Source organism: Neobacillus bataviensis, from assembly GCF_019969725.1.
In genome coordinates this window covers 107976-130115 of sequence record NZ_JAHXYW010000008.1, presented here as the reverse complement: position 1 = coordinate 130115, position 22140 = coordinate 107976, and the positions used below count along the sequence as shown (strand labels likewise).

General features: G+C 39.1%; 12 protein-coding genes. 6 read left to right on the top strand and 6 right to left on the bottom strand.

Translation table 11 applies throughout. The features are described from left to right. Positions 1-204 precede the first annotated feature (204 nt). The gene (locus LC455_RS19855; protein ID WP_223593320.1) at positions 205-8154 is read left to right on the top strand and encodes a S8 family serine peptidase; all 7950 of its coding nucleotides are present in this window, start codon (positions 205-207) and stop codon (positions 8152-8154) included. A gap of 149 nt (positions 8155-8303) precedes the next feature. Here LC455_RS19855 and LC455_RS19850 read toward each other — a convergent pair whose 3' ends face one another. The 4 genes from LC455_RS19850 to LC455_RS19835 all read right to left on the bottom strand — a co-directional run bounded on the left by LC455_RS19850 (position 8304) and on the right by LC455_RS19835 (position 13446). Continuing rightward, positions 8304-9524 carry a helix-turn-helix domain-containing protein gene (locus tag LC455_RS19850; RefSeq protein WP_223593319.1) on the bottom strand — a complete coding sequence of 407 codons (1221 nt, stop codon included), beginning with the start codon at positions 9522-9524 and terminating at the stop codon, positions 8304-8306. A 288-nt stretch (positions 9525-9812) separates the two neighbouring features. Continuing rightward, the gene (locus tag LC455_RS19845; RefSeq protein ID WP_223593318.1) at positions 9813-10910 is read right to left on the bottom strand and encodes a Ger(x)C family spore germination protein; all 1098 of its coding nucleotides are present in this window, start codon (positions 10908-10910) and stop codon (positions 9813-9815) included. Then, entirely contained in the window at positions 10907-12010 is a 1104-nt protein-coding gene (locus tag LC455_RS19840) for a GerAB/ArcD/ProY family transporter (protein ID WP_223593317.1), read from the bottom strand. Before LC455_RS19840 ends, LC455_RS19845 begins: the two co-directional genes overlap by 4 nt. Next, positions 12007-13446: a spore germination protein gene (locus LC455_RS19835; protein WP_223593316.1), complete on the bottom strand. Its 1440-nt coding sequence runs from the start codon at positions 13444-13446 to the stop codon at positions 12007-12009. The genes LC455_RS19840 and LC455_RS19835 overlap by 4 nt, the downstream gene beginning before the upstream one ends. 326 nt (positions 13447-13772) lie before the next feature. On the opposite strand from LC455_RS19835, the gene LC455_RS19830 reads away from it, so the two are divergent. The 4 genes from LC455_RS19830 (at position 13773) to LC455_RS19815 (ending at position 18472) form a co-directional block, all read left to right on the top strand. Continuing rightward, positions 13773-15203 carry a spore germination protein gene (locus tag LC455_RS19830; RefSeq protein ID WP_223593315.1) on the top strand — a complete coding sequence of 477 codons (1431 nt, stop codon included), beginning with the start codon at positions 13773-13775 and terminating at the stop codon, positions 15201-15203. A 127-nt stretch (positions 15204-15330) separates the two neighbouring features. After that, positions 15331-16305: a GerAB/ArcD/ProY family transporter gene (locus LC455_RS19825; RefSeq protein WP_223593314.1), complete on the top strand. Its 975-nt coding sequence runs from the start codon at positions 15331-15333 to the stop codon at positions 16303-16305. Next, positions 16302-17414: a Ger(x)C family spore germination protein gene (locus tag LC455_RS19820; RefSeq protein ID WP_223593313.1), complete on the top strand. Its 1113-nt coding sequence runs from the start codon at positions 16302-16304 to the stop codon at positions 17412-17414. The genes LC455_RS19825 and LC455_RS19820 overlap by 4 nt, the downstream gene beginning before the upstream one ends. 164 nt (positions 17415-17578) lie before the next feature. Beyond that, entirely contained in the window at positions 17579-18472 is an 894-nt protein-coding gene (locus tag LC455_RS19815) for a LysR family transcriptional regulator (RefSeq protein WP_223593311.1), read from the top strand. Positions 18473-18546: 74 nt separating this feature from the next. On the opposite strand, the gene LC455_RS19810 is transcribed toward LC455_RS19815, so the two are convergent. Together LC455_RS19810 and LC455_RS19805 are read right to left on the bottom strand one after the other, a co-directional pair. Beyond that, on the bottom strand, positions 18547-19953 hold the full coding sequence (locus LC455_RS19810) for an amino acid permease (RefSeq protein WP_223593309.1): 1407 nt from the start codon (positions 19951-19953) through the stop codon (positions 18547-18549). Between the two features lie 90 nt (positions 19954-20043). Then, positions 20044-21063 (bottom strand): YeiH family protein, encoded by a 1020-nt coding sequence (locus LC455_RS19805; RefSeq protein ID WP_223593520.1) that lies wholly within the window; start codon positions 21061-21063, stop codon positions 20044-20046. A 139-nt stretch (positions 21064-21202) separates the two neighbouring features. Here LC455_RS19805 and LC455_RS19800 point away from each other — a divergent pair, with 139 nt between their 5' ends. Beyond that, a complete protein-coding gene (locus LC455_RS19800) occupies positions 21203-22099 on the top strand; it encodes a LysR family transcriptional regulator (protein ID WP_223593307.1) in 897 nt (298 codons plus the stop codon). Positions 22100-22140 lie beyond the last annotated feature (41 nt).

Here is a 22140-nt window from a genome sequence, read left to right as displayed (position 1 = left end):
TACCATTTTAAATTAAAAAACTTCGGAGTTTAGCGAAAATTGTCAAATAAATAGACCTATTTTCCCCCAATATACGAATTTTGTAATCTCAATTACTATTAAAATATATTTAAGTATTGAGAAAATAATCACTACTTAAATGTAAAAATGAACGGCTTTAGGTATCAAAACAACTATTTTTATATTTTTAATAGGAGGGTAAAAATGACTAACAGAATCAGACGAAAAAAGAGAATGTTATCGATCTCTGTGTTGATTGCTATGCTATTAAACTTTGCGCTGCCACACAGTTTAACACTCGTACATGCTGCTGCAAACTCAAGTCAGCAAAGTACATCCAGTGAAACCTTTAATGCAAAAGAAGTAAATCGTATTCTTGACGGTCTTACTCCTGAGCAAAAGGCAAATATTAATAAACTCACTGGAGCAGATAACGCTCAAAAAATCCATGTGGATCAAAAAGATTTGCGTAGTCAAAAAAATATTAATGTGATTGTTCAATTTAAAGAGGATCCAGCTAAGATACAAATCATTAAGCAATCGTTGGCTAAAGGTAGGGCAACTGTAAATAGTCAAGCTTTTGCAAGCGCATATTCAGACGCACAAAAAAAGGTTAAAGATTCTCATGCTAAATTTAAAAGCTTTGTGAATGAACAGCCTAAAACGCAAATAATAGGCGGGAAATCTGTTAAAACGGCTATGAGTGTTACGCGAGAATATTCAGAAGCTTTTAATGGAGTAGCTTTATCACTACCTGCAAATTTAGTTCAAAAAATTGCTGAAAATCCAGAAGTAGCTTCTGTTTGGTCTCAAGTAGAATATACGGTTGCTGAAGGATCTACTCCAAAAGCAGTAGAGGCAAATGCATCTATAGGCAAGCCTACAATAGGGCTTTCATTATTAGGATTAGATAAACTTCAAGCTGAAGGCCATACAGGTATTATCAAATCAGGTCCTCGTGCAGGCCAAAAAATTAAGGTTGGTGTACTAGATACTGGTATTGACTACAACCACCCTGATTTGAAGGCTGTATATAAAGGTGGACATGACTTAGTCCATAATGTAGGATTCGATGCAAATGGAAATATCAAATATGTGGATGACCTTGACCCAATGGAAACCACTTATGATGATTGGGTAGCTGCGAAAGCGAATCCAGATGCTTATGGACCACCTCCTGCAGATTATAAGCTGTATATTACATCACATGGAAGTCACGTTTCAGGAACCATTGCTGCAAATACGACAAATAATAACGACGTTTATTCAGCAAACGGTGTAGCACCAGATGTAGACCTTTATGGCTATCGTGTACTAGGGCCAGGTGGACGCGGCACATCAGACTCTGTATTAAACGGTATTGATCTAGCAGTTAAGGATGATATGGATGTCATCAATCTTTCGCTTGGAGCAACGGTTAATGATCCGCTTTACCCAACCAGTATCGCTATAAACAATGCTACGTTAGCTGGTGTTGTGTGTGATGTTGCAGCAGGTAATGCTGGTCCAGGTTCAGCTACTGTAGGCTCACCAGGAACATCTCCATTAGCGATAACGGTTGGTGCAAGTTCGATTCCTGGAGATATTCCAGTCATGACACTTAAGGACGGCTCAGCTTCCTATCAAGCTCGTTTATTTGGTAAAAACTTCTCACAAGCTGACGATGCATTTAAAGGACAAACATTTCCTATTGTTGATGTCGGTTTAGGTAGTGCGGCGGATTATAATGGATTAAATATGTCTGGTAAAATAGCTCTTGTAAAACGTGGCGGAGAGTATTTATCGACAAAAATGGCAAATGCACATAAAGCCGGCGTGGCAGGTATGATTATTTGGAACAATAATGCCGAAGCAGATAACCAAGGATATATAACAAACGGTTTAGGCGTTAGCATGGATAATGTATATTCTGTTTCATTGACTCAATCGCAGGGACAAGCTCTATCTGATGCCATTTACAAGGATCCTAAATCAGCAACGATTACGTTCCCAAATACACTTGATGCACCTGTCGCAAAGAAAGGCGACGAGTTGGCAAACTTTAGCTCAACTGGACCGGTAAAAGATTGGTCAATCAAGCCAGATGTGGTAGCGCCTGGTGTTGACATTTCGTCTACAGTCCCATATGACGTTTGGGAGCCACAAGCTGGTGTAAGTGTAGAAAATAGAGATTATAAGTATTCTTATGAAATAATGTCCGGAACTTCAATGGCAACGCCTCACGTTGCAGGTATTTCAGCATTGATTTTAGCTGCTCATCCAGACTATACTCCGGCAGATGTTAAGTCGGCATTAATGAATACAGCTAAGGATATTAGCACAGATTCTAAGAATTATAGTGTTTACCAAGTTGGTGCAGGACGTGTTGATCCTGCTCGTGCGATTCATGCGGATGTCAAAATTCAAGTTTTAGATAAAGCATATACCGTTGATTCCAATTCATCAACACTGCGGCAAGTTGATAGCCTTACAGGAAGCATGTTCTTTGGTTTTAAAGGTAGAGGAGAAGGGGCTGCGAACGGCTCTGATGATGTGATCTCATCAAAGGATTTTACCGTAACCAATCAAGGAACTAGCAGTAAAACTTTTAATGTAAGTTCTCAGTTTATTTCAACAAAATTTGCTGGATCCAATAAGGTTGGAGCTGGCACAGGAAATGATGTCAACATCGATTTTTCTACCGGTGGAACAAACGTTACTTCCATTAATGTGGTCGGAGGCAGTACCGTTAACGCAACAGCAAAAATTACGGTTCCGTCAAACGCATTAGAGGGCAGTTACGAGGGTTATATTAACCTCGTAAATAAGGCGGACTCATCGGAATCTTATCGCATTCCGTTCACTGTTATTGTTGCGGAAAAAGGAATTGATTCTTTTAAAGTTGCATCCAAAGCGATGTCACCAAGTTCAACATCTGGATATCGCTTCTCGGTAAATAGTGCAATGGAAAATTTCTATATTTTATTAAAAGATAAGAACGGAAATTATTTAGGAGTAACAAACACTTTAACTAGTGCTAGTGGGATTTCCCCAGGTGTCCAATACGGTCCTTTTTTAACGCTATTATTTGGACAATATCTTCCATTTACAAAGCCATATGAGGGCTCGTATGATCAATTGGGTCTAGCAGCTAAAACCGAAGTGATAAAAGAAGGTTCTTATTCTCTTGAGATGATAGCGACTGACAAAGGTGGGAAACGCTACACAGCAGAAGATACACTCTATGTAGACGCAACACCGCCAACAATCGCAATGGACAGTGATTCAAAGCCAGGAATTTATGAAATCGACCCTACAGGCTATCAACCTGGGCAAGAGATAAAAGGATTTTATGGTTCAGTCTACGATTCTAACGTCGAAGTTATGAAGAATAATGGTGAAACTTCGGTGCCAAGTCCAAAAGATGGTATAACACCTGTACCTGTAGATCAGGCATTGAACGGGGTTGTGGGATTCCAAGATAGTTATCTCCCAACTGTATTCTTCGATACTGATGAGAAGGGACGTTTCCATTTTGGAATTACTCCTGAGGACGTAGCTTCCAAATTTGGCAGCTCTTTTTGGATCTATCCATATGATTATGCTGGAAATGGAGATCCAGGTATAACAAGACAGGAATATTATTTTATCAAAAAAGGTACCCCATATCTAACACTTACCTCTTCTGGAGGTATGGATGCAGGTCAGGGCAACCAAGATAAGCTTGTAGTCGATGCGAATAAACCTTTCAAGACGGCCATCGCTACGAAATATGGAAAAGGAATGACAGGCGGTACAATTACTCTCAATGATGCTGGTGTATATTCTTTTAGCAATATCAGACTTTCAGATGAGTATAAAAACTTTCTAATCAGCAAAGGGATTGACCCTACTTCAGTTCTAACCGTAGGTGAGCCGTATAAACATGCAGTTTATGGAATAGGTCTAAACACGGATGTTACGATATCTGGAATTGGTGCAAATGGTGCGCTTGACCATGATATGAATATTTTAGAAGCCGATGTAACCTATACAAGCATTGAACCGATTGTAGGACCATTTGAATTTCCGCTATTAAAAGCAGATTTAATCTTGTCCGGAGAGAATACTAAAGTTACATGGTTCCCGACCAATGTACCTTATTTGAGGCAATCCACATCCCAACTTAGAGGTCGTGTGGCAGCAGAAGCTTTCGCAAGAAACACAATAAACAATCAATATCCTCAATTTACAGTGGATGCAGGAGCGAAGGTGACGGTTAAAGACGGGAAGGGTAAAAGCTTTACAACGGATAACCCTACAACCCCAAATAATACAATGGCTTATGCGTTTATCAACCCGTATTATTCCGTAACCATGGATGTAAGTGATTCGCCATATTCCGTTGAAGCGAGTGTCCCAGGTCATTTCACGGGATATGCTCAAACTCCAGTAATTGGTGAAAACAAATTCGGTTATCAATCAGGAACTATAAAAGATCTTCCAGGTCTTTTCCCAATTCTTTTAGGTGGAGATGTGAATGGCGACAATGTCATTGACATGAAGGACTTGAAAGATGAAATCAATATTTATTATCAATATAAGAACTTAAGTAATTTTAATAATCCAGCGAATACGGTTGCCAACAAAACGGCATTCTTGAACACAAACAGAAATGCGGATATATATTGGATCAAGCCAACAGCGTTTGGTTATGGAATTGATTATAATGACTTCTATTTCATCTTTAAAAACTTTGGTAAGCAAAATCAAAGTGCGATTGATGCAGGTTTAACGGTTCCAACTGCTCAAATGACAGTAGATCAAGATATGACCATTACAACTCAGTATGGTGGTTCCATCACGTTAAATGCGGGAGACACGCTACAACAGGTTATCCAAAAACTCAATTTTGCAGGTCCAAAACAAAAAATGTTCGAAACGACCATTCCAAAGTTACAAGACTTAGAAAATGGTGCGACCATTTCCCTTATCCCTCAAAGCGATGTTTTCGTTGATGATGTGGTATGGAGAAAAGCAATCACGAATGTGATGGTCGGTACAACCGACGTAACAAGTTTAGTAAACATCACAGCAGCCTATACGTACTTTGACCAAAATGGTGTAACACAGACAATGCCTTCAAAAATTACGTTACCTGGGTCTTTATTCAAGACGGCTGCTAATTACACAGTTACCGTTAAGGCTGCTGGCTATCAAGATGTAACTACTAGCTTTACGGTTTCCGCGGTACCTATTCCGACGCCTGCGATTCCATTAGTAACTGACCCAGCAAAAGCACATTTAGGAAAGGATTTAACCTTTACCTTTACGGATGATGCGAATTGGCGTCAAGGAATTAATAATATCAAGGTGAAAACATTAAACTCAACAGTTCTTGATATTACGGATTTAAAAGATGGCAGTGGGAATAAATATTACGACATCAGTGTTCCAGGGCAAATTACCTTTAAGGCAGATTTATTTAAAACGAATGCATCACCTGCTGGTCCTACATCGGCAATCAATCCCGGTGGAACAAACTGGTTACCTCAGTTGTACAAGTTTGATATCAGTTCAACGGGTACTGATGGTACAATTTACCCGCTTAAAACGATAGGAATTGATTCAGATGGTAGTATTCAACAAGCAGTTGGGTATGGCATTACTTTCGATAGTCAAGGTGGTGCACCAGTTAATCCGCTAGCGTTTGGATATAATCCAGGAAAAACCAAAAATGGAGTGGATTTTATTACAAACAGTCCTGGGAATCTTGTAAATCCTAGTACAACAAGACCTGGATATAAATTTATCGGTTGGTTTAACGAGCCAGCAGGTACAAGTCAGTGGAACGTAGGCATTACGCATAATGCAGATAAAACCGTCTATGCTAAATGGCAAATGAGTTACTCACAAAACTATTCACCAATTGACATATCGAAACCAAATGGTATCAAGTTCGACGGAACAAGTGGTGCTAGCGGAATTGGTTGGGTTCTTGGTGAAGGAAATCTTAAAATCACCATTCCAGACTATCCAGCTAATATTCCTTGGTTAACAGGTAAGGATAAAATTGCTAAAATTGAAGCATCGTACTATAAACTAAAGAGCGATGGATCAACGGAGGCTACACCTACAACGTATACGTTAGATCCAAGCACATTTGATATGTCTTCTGACGGTGCTATTGGAACGCTTTCCTTTACAACTGCAACGGAAAGCTATGCAACGGCACATCCAAATGAAAAGTTTGCCTTTAGTGCAGCACCAAGCTTAACTAACGGAAGCCCATATAGAGGGTATAAGTTAACAGTGACAGCAACAACTGGTGAAACGATAGAGATTCCGGATATTAAGCTAGGTTACAGACGTCACATTGACTTAAACGGTGGAACGTTAAAGAATTCAACTGATTTATACTTTGCCGATACCCTTGTTAATGGTAAAGCTACTGCACCTAATATGCAAACAGCAGTATCACGTGTAACAAATGGAACTCTTTCACTAAGTGAAAAATTATATCTGGACAGTGCGAATTCAAGTGACAAGGTTTCGGATATTTCACAAAACAACGGCATTTTCCTAACCGACAATGCAACCTACTATTTATGTTGGATTAAAACTCCTCCAACCGTTTTAAAGGATACAGTTGGAAACATTGTAGGAAGCGATATTACGTTAAACTTTACTGATGATGGAACATGGAAAAATAATATCAAACAAGTAAAAATTGGTTCAAAAGAATTGGTTTTGGATCAGGATTATACGTTAACCAATAGTACCATTACCCTTAACCATGACCTATTTACAGCAGGACAAAAGGTAAATGTGGTGATTGTTTCAGAAGGTTATGCGGATGCAGTCGTTACAGATCAAGTTATCGGTTATAAGATAACATTTGAATCAAATGGCGGTGATCCTGTTCCGGCTCAAATCGTAGATAGAAGTGCTACGAAGCCATTAGATCCAACAAAGGTCGGATTTAAGTTCTACGGTTGGTATTTGGATCAAAATTTAACAATTCCATTTGATTTTGCCAGCATTGTGACAAAACCAATTACGCTTTATGCCAAATATGCTTTAGCAGGATCTCTAGTTACACCAGATACTACAGATAACTGTCTCGGAAACGATGTGACACTTGAATTCATTGATTCTGACTGGGCCAAGGCTATTTCCAGAATCAAGGTTGGTGCGGTTATTGTCGATGGAACGAAATTCAAAGTAGATACTGCTGCACATACGATTACATTGGATAAGAGTCTCTTCACAAAAGCTGGAGATATCGCTATCAATATCAGTGCAACTGATTATGCGGATGTATCAGTTACCCAAAAAGTGGTTAATGGATATAATGTACATTTCGTACTTCCAAGTGATGCTCCTACTGTGGTCAAGGATGCAGCAAAAGATCAAATTGTAGCACGCAGAATAACAGCACCGAATGTTTATGGTTATGATTTAACTTGGTTCGCAGATGAGGCATGTACAATTCCCTGGGATTTCACAAGCTCCATTTATTCTGCAAAAACAATTTATGGAAAATGGTCACTTCATAAGTTTACTGTTATCTTCGATAAACAAGATGGAAGCTTAGTAGAGAGTAAGACAGCAGATTATAACAAGACAACCACAGCTCCAACAACGCCAACGAGAGAGGGTTATGCATTCCTTGGTTGGTATAAGGATGCTGCAGGTAAAACACCATGGAATTTTGCGACTGATAAAGTTGAAGGCGACGTTATTCTTTATGCAAAATGGTTAACAGGTGTAGAAAATAATGGGCAATACAACAAGGATGTCATCATTACGTTTAATGAAGCTACAGCTAAATTAGATGGCAAAGCTTTCACAAGTGGAACGAAAGTAACGGGCGAGGGTGATCACACATTAGTGGTAACAGATGCTGCTGGTAATGTAACAACCGTGAAATTTACAATTGACAAAACAGCACCGAAAGCACCATTTGTGAATAAAGTGACTTCTACAACTACATTAGTAACAGGTACTGCAGAATCAGGAACTAAGATATATGTAAGAGTAGGGTCAAAAATAATTGGAACTGGAATTGCCGATAAATATGGTAATTTCACGGTTTCCATAGAAAAACAAAAAGTAAGCACCAAACTTTACGTAACAGCGGAAGATGAAGCTGGCAACGAAAGTGATGCGACAAAAGTAACTGTGAAGAAATAAGAAACAAAAAATACCCCTGAAATAAATTTTCAGGGGTATTTTTTGTGCAATGAAAAATGAAATTTAAACATTTAAAAAAGACCATAAAATGAAAAAGACATCCGAATGCCTTTAGTCTTGAATGTTTTTGTATGAACACAATTAACTATTCAAGTATTGATTATTAATTGTGCTAGTTCCAATGCGTCTTCTTTTAACTTCATTTTAAAATAATAATTGAACAATTCCTTCTTAGAACGCTCGATTAAATGAGTGAAACCAAACTTGGTGAACATTGGTAATGCTTTATTGGATAAATATTGGTAGTATTGATCTTCCTTAGATTTTAATAAATAAAGAAGTAGTCTAAACATATGAATAAATAATAACTGATTATTATTTAATGCCATCCTTAACCCATTTTCTGCTTGTTGTATTAATTCATCTTTAGGAAGGAGCCCTCCATCATACGAACTCCGGATGTATCTTTCTAATGAAAGTAAGAATGAAGGAGACTCTTTTTCTTTTAAAGACATGGATTCTTTAAAATACATACTGGCAAGATCATATTTTCTTCTTCTATAATATGCATAAGCTAAGTCATGCATTACTTTTGCTTTTCGATCTGGGGCATTACATAATTCGCAGCTTTTGATTAATTTCTTAAAACGGTTTAGTATTTCTTCATTATTTTCATCATCCTCAATTTGAATGATCATAATCAATTCAGCATCAATAACTCTTAGATAGTTATTCATATCTTTAAAAAATTGATGAGATTTTTCAGCATAATAATATGCCATTACGGGTGATTGAATAGTGTGGTAAGCGATTGCCAAGTGATAGTAATATTCTGGATTATTATAATTCTCATTTTGTATGGTTTTTAATGTTTCAATTGCTGTAATATAGTCTTGTTTTTCTATAAAATAGATACCCAAAACATGTTTTAATAAATTGGTTTCATAAGGTGTTAATTTATTTTCTATTTTTCGAATTTTTTTTATGATTTTAAATGCCTCTTGGCAATTATTATGCATTAAATGGTACCTGGCACGAAGCAATTCATACATATTAAAATATTCTGAAATTTGGATTAATTCTTCCTGCTCTAGTTCACTATTAATTTTTTCGGTATCAGCAAATAATTGAATCATGATCGCTTCATGCCAATTGAATATTTGTTGTTTTATATTAATAAGTTTTTTGACTTCTATCTCCATATTTATTCCAAGCCGTTTAGATAATAAAGAAATGATCTCGGATGCGAACGTTGTTTGACCACATTCGATTTTACTAATATGTGTTACGGAACATATATCTTTTCCTAATTGTTCTTGGGTTAGTTTGTATTTTTCTCGATAAAATTTTATGATTTTCCCCTCATACATAATAATTTCCTCCTTAGCCGAGTAACCCTAATACATTCTACATTCTTCTAAATATTAAGTACATTTAAAAAAATGGAGTATCATGTGAAGTAATACTTAAGAATAAATTCCGAATGTACAAACAATAAAAGCTGCCACTTTATTAAGTAGCTCAATTTATCACATTAAAGGACGAAAATAACGGTTTAATGTTGGAGAAAGGAGAGGGAGGAATTTGGTGGATGACACCCTAAAAGCCTTGTGGAAAATCTACAAGGCTTCAATATTACATGCAGGATATAATGTCTTCTAGAGCATCACTCCAGAGTTTAAAATCTGAAGTTTGACTTCAGGCCGAATCGGTAATCTCGGATATTCCTTTCGCCAGTTCATATGACTCCATTCCTTATGATAATAAGCATGAATTTCGCGTGCGAATCCAAGATAGTCACAATTCGCTTTCTGTAAGGTCTGGATTGCTTGAAGCGCTTGCTTGTTTATTTCTTCCGTCAGCATCTTCTCTAGGTTGTTCAACTTTGTTTGTGTCAGTGCTTTTTTGCTTGTTTGTGAATACAGTAATTGTGCCTGTATTTTTAAAGGCAGCATGATTTCAGAAACCTTATTGTCTTTGGAGTTAACTACAATTTTTCTGCTGGCCTTTTTGATCAATACATCGTAAGGGGATCCGTCCATTTCCACAATGAGATGGATGCCCGGCCGCGCTACTCCTTTCATAAGCTGAGCTATTTTTGTTAGAGTTGGAGACAAATCTACGCCTGAATAGCTTCCTTCCCGAAATAAAGCAGACCCATTCAGCTGAATATTATCGCCTCTAGACTGAATTAATGGCAATGCAACATCAACATAGGGGTCATTTTTTTCAAAAATAAACCGGAGTAGCGTCTCTTTGGGCATGTAGTTCGTAACCTCTGTACTTTCTAACAAAATGGTCAAATAATTTGCCATCGTTTTACCCTTTAGTTTCTTTCTTGCCAGCAATTCGGAAACTTTACCGTCATACATAACGACGTTTGATGTTAATGGGCAGGTGGAGACCTGTCCTAAGACTTTCATTTTCTCGATTGGCTTGTCGGATGCGAACGATTTACTCATGATATACAAACGGGTTTGATTGAAAGTCAGCTGCCCAGGAGTCTTGAAATCTGTGTTTTCAATGGCATCTGCTAAACTAGAACCTTGTGCCGTAGTCACTTCCATAGCGGGCTTCCCTCCGCCTTGATGCGCTTCATATAGTGAGGAAATGGCGAGACTTAATTTCATTTGTTCTTCTTTCTCCGCCTTGTCAAATCCAATCATATCAATCATTTGGAGGTCCTTAAAATTTTGCTGATCCCAGCATCCGCTCAACACTAGCAATATCAAAAAGGATAATGTGAGCTTTTTCATATATTTCTCCCCCTCAAACGTGAAAGGTTAGGTATGAGCAATAAAAGGAGCGGAATGAAAACTACACAAACCACGCTCATTATTTCATATGACTTTCCCGAAACTGTTTCAATTACACTTTTTTCTGGTAACCAGCATCCAATTACATAGCAGATTCCTGTGCATATCCAAACCCAGCGGACATGCTTTTCTTTGTCAACGGATCCGATATGATTTATTGCTTTAGAGGCTAAAAATAGATAAACATATACGGTAGCCGAAAGAATGGTAAACCATAACGCAATAAACAACATATCTATGCTTTGCACAACATCCCATTTTAATTGCTTTAATATGAATATAGTTGGTTCCGGTATCCTGCTTATTTGGTCGGGAGTGAAGTTTAAAGAACAAATCAAAACGACCGTTACATAAAATAGGGTTGTCAGGCCATTCGCCCAAGTCATCGCTCCCAGAAGCTTTCTACTGTTTTGGCTTTTTACATAAGGAAACGCATACAAGAGCAGGTCATATCCGAAACCAGCACTGTAGACTTGAAATATGGCACTTGCAAATGAAGAGCCTCCGCTATGCCCTATAGGTAAAAGATTACGGACATCAGCTTCTTTAAGCCCGCTGACTACTATCATTACATATCCTGCGGCGAGGATCGGTGCCAGTGAAAGACTGATAAAAGACTGAACGCGCAATGAAGACATGGCCGCATAACCGCTACCGATGAAAAATAAGAGAAGCAGCACCCACCAGGGTGTCTTTGGCAAGACCCATCGGGTTAGCTTTTCTATATATAAAAGTGTGACAATGAGCGCTGAATAGGAATAGTACACTGCATATAGGAGGGTTAAGACACCGCCGATTGGTTTGCCTGCAATAGTATGAACATATTGAAAGAAATGCTGATTTGGATACCGTTTTCCAAGCTTCCAAATCAGGATAATACTTAATTGAGAGGCAACTCCTCCGATAAGAGCAGCCATCCATCCGTAAGTACCTGCATATTTCGCTTCTGTGTAAGGCAAAGACAATATTCTGCTGCCTATTTGAATAAGTAGAACAAGAAATAGAAGATGTCGGTTGGAAATAGTCTCTTCTTTCATCATTCCTTCCACCCCTCGGGATTTCCGAGTCGATGCCGATTGACTGGAGCAGCTTCCTTCGGACGTCTTCTTAAGCTCCAAATGGGCGCTCTTATAACCGTATCTTTCACTCCGCTGTCCGCGAACGCCGGATAAAAATAAGGAAGCCCCATGGAGTTCATTCGACACAAATAAATATTCAGCATTAGAAATGAGAAAACAAGACCTATCAGCCCGAAAAGAGCTGAAAGCAAGGTCACTGGAATATTAATGAGCCTGACCGAGCTGCTCATTTCGTAAGAAGGTATGAGAAATGACGCCATGCCAGTAAACGCAGCGACAACAACAGCCGTATTGGAAAACAGATTGGACTGGACCACCGCTGTTCCGATGATAATCCCCCCCACTACCCCTGTCACTTGCCCAATAGGACTTGGAAGCCGCACCGCCGCTTCTCTTAATATTTCTAGTGCTAGCAGCAAGAGTATCAACTCAAACGCGGGATTAAACGTGATATACTTTAATGCGCCTTGAAGAGTCAAAGCCATTTTCAATGGAAGAACGTACGATTGAAATACAATAAGCGAAGTATACAATCCGGGTAATCCGATAGCAATAAAAAAGCAGGCGATACGCAACAATCTAAACACACTGCCAACCATCCAATTGATTTGATAATCGTCCGGAGATTGAAAAAAAGCCCAGAACGATACCGGCATAATAGACACATCAGGAGAGCCTTCTGCGATGATAGCGGCTTTGCCTTCCATCAAATACGCTCTCGTCCGATCTAACCGCTCTGATGTCAGCATTTGCGGAAATAAACTAAATCGTCTGTCTTGAATGTATTCCTGGATGAGCCCAGGGGCATATATATTATCTATATCTATCCTTTGCAGTCTTTGTTCAATTAAGCTAGTAACTTCGGGATTTGCAATCCCCTTAATGTAAATTACAGCAACCTTGGTTTGCGAAACACGTCCTATGGTGTAGTATTTTACGACAAGATCTGCTGAAGCAATCCGCTTTCTTAGCAGATTGATGTTCGTTTCCAAAGTCTCTACGAAGGCTTCTCTCGACCCCCGAAGCACCCGTTCATTCGTAGGAAAATTAATCTGACGCTCTTTGTGCAGCTCAGTTCCGAGAAGTAATAAAACACTCTCCCCTTCCTTATGCAATACTGTCTTCCCATGAGCGAGGGCCTTCACGGCCTCATGAATGTCATCGGTCTCCTTCAAATCCTGGACGGTGATGACTTCTTGGGCATTTGCATCAGGTCTTAGTGATAACGGCTTTACAATGTGTTCCTGAAAAACCTGCGAATCGACCATCGTATCCAAGAAAAAAAGCGAATATTCGTATTGTGGAAAGCTCATTGTTTTCATCGTTAAATCCGTGCTGTATGAAAAAGCTTCTTGGAAATACTGGTAGGTGTCTTGAACGGAAGAACTGGGTTTCATATACTCTTCCTTTCATAAATATTAAAGTAGCATTTTTACCTTTTCCAGATTCATCTGTGACTATACATTTTTTTCTAATCTGGACCAACTGGGCGGCTATTACTTTGGGCAAGATTGAGAGCAGAATTAAGCAATTTGAATAGCAAATTACATCGTGAAAAATTTTAGAAGGTATAAAACATACAAAGTAGATGGTTCGGTAGAGAATTTTGAGTCGAAGGTCGGTTTGCGAGATGTTCCTAACAATGCCTTCGAAACGGAATATGAAAAGAAATCTTGGGGAAAATAGGATTAAATTTCCGATTTGGAGAAAAGAGGAGTCTCGAATGAAAGCTGACCGATCTCTAGACATAACCGAGAAGTCGCTACAGGAAATGCTCTTCCATAGTTCAGACTTCCAATCGAGTGATTTCGTGGCCGGTGACCGACATTTTCGGCTTTTTTATTTGGATACAATGATTGAGCTTGCTGTAGTACAGGAACATATTATTCGCCCATTGCTTCATAACGGGGACGTTAGCGTACGCGAAGCCGTGTCCATACTCGATTACAGCGAGACTGATCTTATTTCGGTTGGGTCGACAGCGCTGGTCGAAGGAAAGACGGTAGTCCAAATAGAAGGCGAAGCGAAGTTGTATTTGCTTGGATCCGAGCTTAGTAAAGAACGAGCAGTAAACATTCCTGTGAACGAACGGGTGCTGCGTGGCTCCAACCAAGCGTTAATCGAAAACATGGATACCAATCTCAATTTAATGCGCAAGCAGATTGCGTCGCCCGATCTTGTTGTAAAGTTTTATCAGGTTGGCCGCAGGTCGAACACAAAAGTCGCCGTACTTTACCTGCATTCTCTCGCCAATAAAGAGGTCATAAAGGAATTTGAGCACAGGATTTCAACTATCGACATCGATTATGTGGAAGCCCCTGGCTTTCTCCAAGAGTTGATCGAAGATAAAAAATTCTCTGTTTTTCCAAAAATACTCGTAACTGAAAGACCGGACAGGGTAAGATCTTACCTGATGGATGGAAAAATCGCTATTTTGACGGACGGTTCACCAGATTGCCTGATCGTTCCGGTCTCGTTTTGGGCATTTTTGCAAAGCCCGGACGATTACCAAGTCGGCTGGCTGTTTGGCAGCAGCCTAAGGTTTCTTCGGGTCATCGGCTTCCTTTTGACGATCAGTTTGCCCGGCCTTTACGTGGCCCTTGTCACCTTCGATCCCCGGATTGTGCCGTTCGAAATCGCACTGACACTGCAAAGCTCTATGCAATATATCGCACTGCCGCCCGTACTCGAAGCGATAACGATGTTGGTCATACTCGAAATCCTGCGGGAAGCTACTGTACGACTCTCAAGCTCGATCGCTAATACGATCGGAGTCGTCGGCGGTATCGTCATCGGTACCGTCGTTGTTGAGTCCAATTTAATCTCCAATATGATGGTGATTGTAACAGCGCTAACGGGTATTGCATCTTATATTATTCCTTCCTACGAAATGAGATTAGCAGCCCGATTATTATATTACCCGTTTATCTTCATGGCATCGATTTTCGGGCTGATCGGCTTGATGCTTGCATTCCTTTTGGTGCTGACGCATTTGGCCCGTATCAACACGATGGGTATTCCGTACTTTTACTCGGGACTTAGCGGCGATACCATCAAGGATTCGCTATTTAGAGGGCCAATCAGGAGCTTGAAAAAACGCCCGATAGAAAGCTTGTCGGAAGACGAGACGAGAATAGGAGATCCAAAGGGGTGATAGAATGATCCACTTGAATAAAATTTCCATCAATCAGCTTATTTGCCTCGTTATTCTGACCCAAGTCGGTGTTAGCGTTTTATCGATCCCTTACGCACAATCCCGCTACTCGGGCTACGACTCGTAGATGTCCGTCTTAATGGGGGGAGTGTTCGCTCAAGCCGTCATCCTTATAATCTATCAGCTGGGAAAAAGATATGATGATCGGCCTTTGTCCCAGTATATATCCGCGATAGTTGGAAAACCGTTAGGTTCGGTCGTGAACTTCATCTATGCAATATACTGCGCGGAATCTAGTCTTCTGGTCATAGTCTCCTATTCCGATGTTATCAACCGCTGGGTGTTATTTGAAACCCCCTGGTTCGTGTTAGTCGGAGTATCGGCCGCGATCGCGGCTTATGTTGCATCATCGACACTCCGGTCAATGGCGACCATCACGCAGATGATTATGCTCCTGTTTCTGACTTGTATGGTGATCCTAATTATTAGTGGAATGGGAAAAGGGGACTGGCGCAATTTTTTTCCGGTCGGCACTCATGGGATCGTACCCCTTCTAAAGGGGGCACTCCCTGCGTTTTGGTTGTACGCTGGGTATGAGCTTCTCCTATACGTTTTTCCATACATAAGTTGCCGTAAGAAGAAGGAAATCGTCATTGCCATGTCGATCGCCAATGGATTTACGACCTTTTTTTACGTGTTGATAGCAGTCATTGTGACGTACAACTTCAGCGAAAGTCAATTGAATTCCATTCCGGAGCCGATGGTGTTTATTCTCCGTAAATTCAGATGGCCAGTTGTTCAAAGCCTGGATATATTTTTTATGACAATATGGATGTCCGTGACTACAGTAACGGTTTATGTTTATTTGTTTTTGTCCGCACGATATCTGGCGTTCGTCGGCCGCAAAGAAATCCGCAGCCATTCTCTTTTGGTATGGATTTTGGCAATCGTTTGCTTCGCACTCGGTTTATGGGGTTCCGACCGGCAATGGCTGTTCCGATTTTCAAGCTATCATAATATGGCTACTGCGATTATCATTGCCATTGTGCCGAGCATTCTTCTTCTTACTTCTTTGGCAAGGGGAAAGGCGGCGGGAGGATGAAAAAAGCGGCAATCGGAATTTTGATGTTATTGTTCTTGACCGGTTGTTGGGATCGCTTGCCCCTGCGCAATCTTAGATTAGTGGACATCGCCGGTTTGGACCTGGACGAGAAGAGCGGGGACGTAGTGCTCGATTTTGTTGTCACAAAACTCAAAAGTGCCGGCCAAGGAGAAGGGACCCCGAATTCAGAGTTGACGGAGCTCAAAGCACATAGTTTAGTCGAAGCGGTCGGCCAAGGAGATTACATCGATCAAGCTCCTTTCTTACCGGTCAACACGAGAGTCTATTTCCTTAGCAAGAGGTTTGCTTCACATGATCCTATTCCAAAGATTGCTTTTTTACTTGATGCCCCCTATTCGTCGATTAACACTCCCGTTGTCGTTTACGAAGGGAGCATGTCTGAGCTTTTGAAAACTAAATCGGGCAGGAAAAAAGACTTTACGAAAAATTTGAACGAGTTTATTTTGTCTTTGGAAAAAAACGGTGTAGTGTCCAACGTTTCTATGATGCAATTTATTCTTTCCAAAGAAGATCCATTGAAAGATATCGCGTTGCCCCTGTTGAAACCATTAGATTCGAGAATGGAATTAGGAGGCGCCCTTTTATTCCGGCAAGGTACGAATACAGGGGTAAAACTCGGCAAAGAACAAGTCCGAATGTTGTTGTTGATGTCAGGGAGGGAGCCAGGAAGGCAAAGGTTTACCGGACATTTGCCAGGAAACGGTGAGGGACAAGACATCAATTATGGGTTTTCCCTCAAAAAGGGAGATTCAAAGATCAGCGTCGGCCGTCCATCGAGAGGATTGCCGGAAATCAAAATCAAAGTCAAACTGCGTATTAATGCGTTCGAAATTGGCGAAACAGTTAAAACACTAAAGCCTGATTACGTTAATCGAATGGAGAAAGAACTAAGCAAACATCTGGAAGAAAATGCGGCGGAAACGATTGAGAAATTGCAAAAAGCGAATTGTGACGTTCTCGGCATTGGCATGCAAATTAAGGCATTCCATCCTAACGTTTGGAAGTATTTAAATTGGCGCAAAGACTATCCGCGTTTGTCGATTAAACCGAAATTCAACGTGCAGATCGTTAACTCGGAAGCCGAATAACTTTTAGGGCGCGAACTCCAATAGGGGGACGCGCCATTGTATGTTTGCGATTATTTTGACTTATTTCTTTATTAGGACGAAAATAAACTTTATAATATTTAAAAAATAGCAAGTGTACAATGTAGTTAATTTATTGCGTTAACCATGGAGGTTGAGGTGAAATTATGAATTTTGAGCAAATGGCATATATTGTAAATGTTGCGAACGAGATGTCCATTTCAAAAGCAGCTGAAAAATTATTTATTTCTCCTTCAGGTATGAGTCAATCTATAACACAATTAGAAAATGAACTTGGGATAAAAATCTTTAACCGATCGAAACAAGGAGTTACTCCCACTTTTGAAGGTAAAATAGTAATTTCAAAAGCAATAACGTTACTAAATACCATTAAACAAATGAATAAAGAAATTTATGAGTATAAAAATAGCAATCAAACTCATTTAAAAATCCTTACTGCTCCTACTTTTTCTTTTCTACTAGAAGAAGCGTTAGTCAACTTTAATTCGAACAAAAGTGATATTACATTCGAAGTACTTGAGCAAAACCCTACTTATATCATTCAAAATTTTAACACGCAAAATTATGATTTTGCTTTAATACATGCCTCGAGAGATGAGTTAAAAAAGGAAAAAAATATTCGGTTTGAACATATTCATGAGGGCCATATATGTATTGCAGTGGGTAAAAATTCACCTTTTTATTCTATGGATACTGTATCTCTAAGTGATCTCGGAGATTCAAAATTTGTGATGTATAATTCCTCCGATTATAAAAAGGTATTGAAATTAATCAAACTGAGTGCAAATCAAGTTTTAATCAAATCGAATAGCAGCAGTCTTCTTTTTGAAGTGATAAAAGAAAGCCAGGCCGTTTTATTTTTGCATGACTTTTCTATTAAGAAAAGTCCAATGGTTATAAATGGAGAGATAAAAATAATCCCCTTAAAGGAAGAAGATTATTTTCCAATTGATTTCTGGCTTATTTATTTAGAAACGAAAGGGTTAACAAAGATAGCTAAGCAATTTATTGATGAGTTTTTCAATATTTTTAAAAATTGATCTGCTTTCAGAAAAAAGCAGCCCGAGACTTTGTCAAGAAAGAGCTCGGGCTGCATATTTTTTGTCGAGCTTCATTAGGAATTATTTACTTTATCTCTGCTGAAAACCCGTTTTTTCTTGCCAATACTGACTAAAAAAATAACAAGAATTAACCCAACACTTATCAGAACACCTCTTCTTTGTGTTTCGCCAATCATTCCCCCGGAAACCGCCAACAGAATAATGGCGATTCCAAAATAAGAGGAATATGGATACCCGGGCATTTTAAAGGTACGAATCCGCTCTTCTCGTTTTCGTAATTTTATTTGGGTAGAAAGAATAATAACCCAATTCAATATCAGCAGAACACCGGCAGCTGTCGTAATATACTCATACAATTTTCCCGGCATAATAAAGGAAAGAACTAGTGATGCTCCCAAAGCTAATCCTGTTACCATTAAGGACTTTAGTGGAAGGCCTTCTCTATTCCTCCCTGCCAGTGTATTTGGGGCATCCCGGTCTTCTGCCAAAGATACCAAGATATTTGTCACGGAAAATAGTGCCGCTACCATGGTCGAAAAAGCAGCACTTATAATAATTAGATTAAATATGGAACCAATAAAGGGAATATTAAAAATAGACAGAGCCGTAATAAATGGGCTTTCTGATTCGTCAATCTTTGTCCATGAAACAAAATATAAAACAAAGAAAATCGACAGTATATAAACAGCGACTAAAGCCATAAGCATAGTAGAACCTGCTTTTTGAACTTCATTTTTATTTTTTAATTCAGTGGATGCAATCCCTAATACCTCAATACCCCCAAACGAAAAAAAGGTAAAGATAAGGGCTTCCCACATGCCTGCTGCTCCATTAGGAACTAGCGGGTTCCAAACATTTCTTACATCTAAACGATGTGGCTGTGGTCCAATCATATGGAACAAAATTAATAAGCCAAAAAAGATAAAGATGATAAGCGTGGACAATTTTATGATTCCAAATAAGGATTCAATTTTCCCGAAGTTGTTAACCCCTAATAGAATAATCCCAAATGCGAGGGCCACATAACATACTGTAAAGATCCATATTGGAACATCGGGGAACCAGAACCCGGTAAATGTGGCCAGTGCTACTGACTCACTTGACATAATAAAAACGCCTGCTAACCAATAAACCCACCCGGATACAAATCCCATTGAATTTCCGAATGCTTTTCTAGCATAGGTTCGAAAAGAACCTGGCTGCGGATCGGCAACGGTCATTTCGGCGATAGCACTGAATACAAAATATGTAGTTAATCCGGCAATGGCATAATTAATTAGAATCGCTGGGCCCGCAACCTTAATCGATAATCCGGTCCCAAGAAAGAAGCCAGCTCCGATAACAGCACCCATCCCAATCAGTGAAAGCTGCCACCAGGCTAGTTTAGAATGCCCCCCACTTTCAACGTTATCTGCTTTTTTTTGCTTTACTACTTGTTTAAAGGTAAGATCATTTTCCATTGGAAGGGCTCCTTTCAAAAACCCGTTTCATTTTATCTTTTCCCATATTAAAAAAAAACGACAAAAAAGGCAGGGTTTTGATTCCCGCCGTTAAAAACTAAAATAAGTTAGCAAAGATAAAAGTAAGGATGTAATGATAATGGCTAAAAGTGGACGAATAGCTTTCGTACGTAATTCTTTTAAGCTAATATTTAATCCTAAGCCGGTCATAGACATCGTTAAAATAAACGATGTGAAAGCTGAAATGTCGGACATATGTTTTTTTGATACTACAAACTCATTTCCGATAATATAACTTCCTACAAAACTCATAATGATAAAACCAATTAAAAACCAAGGAAACTCGAATTTTGCCTCTCGGTCTATTTTTCCTCTTTTTTTCATCCAAAACATAAGGATAAAGCAAACCGGAATTAATAGGAATACACGTGCAAGTTTGGCGAGTAATGCGTGAGCAAGTGCATCCTGGCCAGCAGGAGCAGCTGCTAAAGCAACATGCCCGATCTCATGAAGGCTGATTCCAACCCAATTTCCGTAGTCTATAAGACTAATGGGTAATATTGGATATACTAACGTATAGATAATAGAAAAAAAAGTGCCTACTAATGCGATGATTCCTACTCCCATTGCCGTATCTTCATCTTTTGCTTTTATAATGGGTGATACGGCCGCGATGGCTGCGGCACCACATATACCTGTTCCAACACTTAATAATAAAGAAAGATTAAGATCTGCTTTGAGCCATTTTGCAAGAATCATAAGAACTGCAATTGAAAAAATGATGGTTACGGCTCCTCTTAGCAAAAGCGGTAAACCTTCATGAAAGATCACGATCATATTAAGCTTTAATCCATAAAGGATTATGGCAAATCTTAAAAGCTTTTTTGAAGTAAATTGAATACCAGTACGTAATTTTTCTGGATATCCAAAAACCTGTCTATAGACCACGGCAATTAAAATGGCACACGCAAGTGGTCCTAACCGATTTAGACCTGGCAGCTGTGCCACGGTAAAACCTATCACGGCTATAATCAAAGTAAAACCAATTCCAGTTATCAAAGAAACATTTAGTTTTTTCGCAGCTTTTTTTTGCTTATTTGGACTGGAAATTATTAAAGCTTTTTGTTCCAATGTCTTTCATCCCCTCATTTGCATTATTTAAATTAATCGTAACGAATGATTTACAATAAGGAAAATAAATGATTATTATAGTTATAATAAGTAAAATCGATACTAAGGAGGTGGACATATGGATCAACTATTGACTGTGTTTATTTCAGTAGCGGATAAAAGGAACTTTTCCAGGGCTGCGGAAGAGCTTCATATGACTCAGCCTGCCGTTAGCCAGCAAATTCAACAATTAGAAAAATATATAGGTGCAACACTGCTTCTGCGGACAAACAAAAGTGTGCAGCTGACTAAAGCAGGTGAGATTGTTTATTTACATGCTAAAGAAATAACCGGTTTGTATAAAAGAATGTCTATGTTAGTGAATGAATTAAATAACGAGCCAACAGGACTATTAAAAATTGGTGCAAGCTATACTTTTGGAGAATACGTATTACCACATATCCTTGCTAAAATGAAAAACCTATATCCGAATATCATTCCTTCCGTTCAAATCGGCAATACAAGGGATATAGCCCAAGCAATCATAAGTCATGAAATCGATGTAGGGATTGTAGAGGGTGAAATATCAAATCGAAATTTAAATGTTAAAACCTTTTCAAAAGACCTGATGTATATCGTCGCAGGGGGGAATCATCCAATTTTCTCAGAAGAGGAAGTGACACGAGGTCAGTTAGAACAAGAGAATTGGATTGTCCGTGAAGAGGGTTCCGGAACAAGAGATGCAACAGATAAATTATTTCAAACGTTACAAATACGCCCATCCAAATTAATGGAGTTCGGCAGCACACAACTAATTAAAGAAGCCGTTGAAGCGGGACTTGGTATTAGTTACTTATCAGAACTTACTGTTAAAAAAGAAAGAATTCTTGGGACCATTCAGGTTTTAAATGTAAAAGGGACGCCGATAAAAAGGAATTTTTCCATTATAACGGAATCGGCCGAATTCCAAACAAAATCTATGAACTTATTTATTAAGTTAATAGAAAATTATCGCAAGAATCGATTAATATTATAAATTTTACTAAGACAAAGCCTGAATGCTGGGGCTTTGTTTTT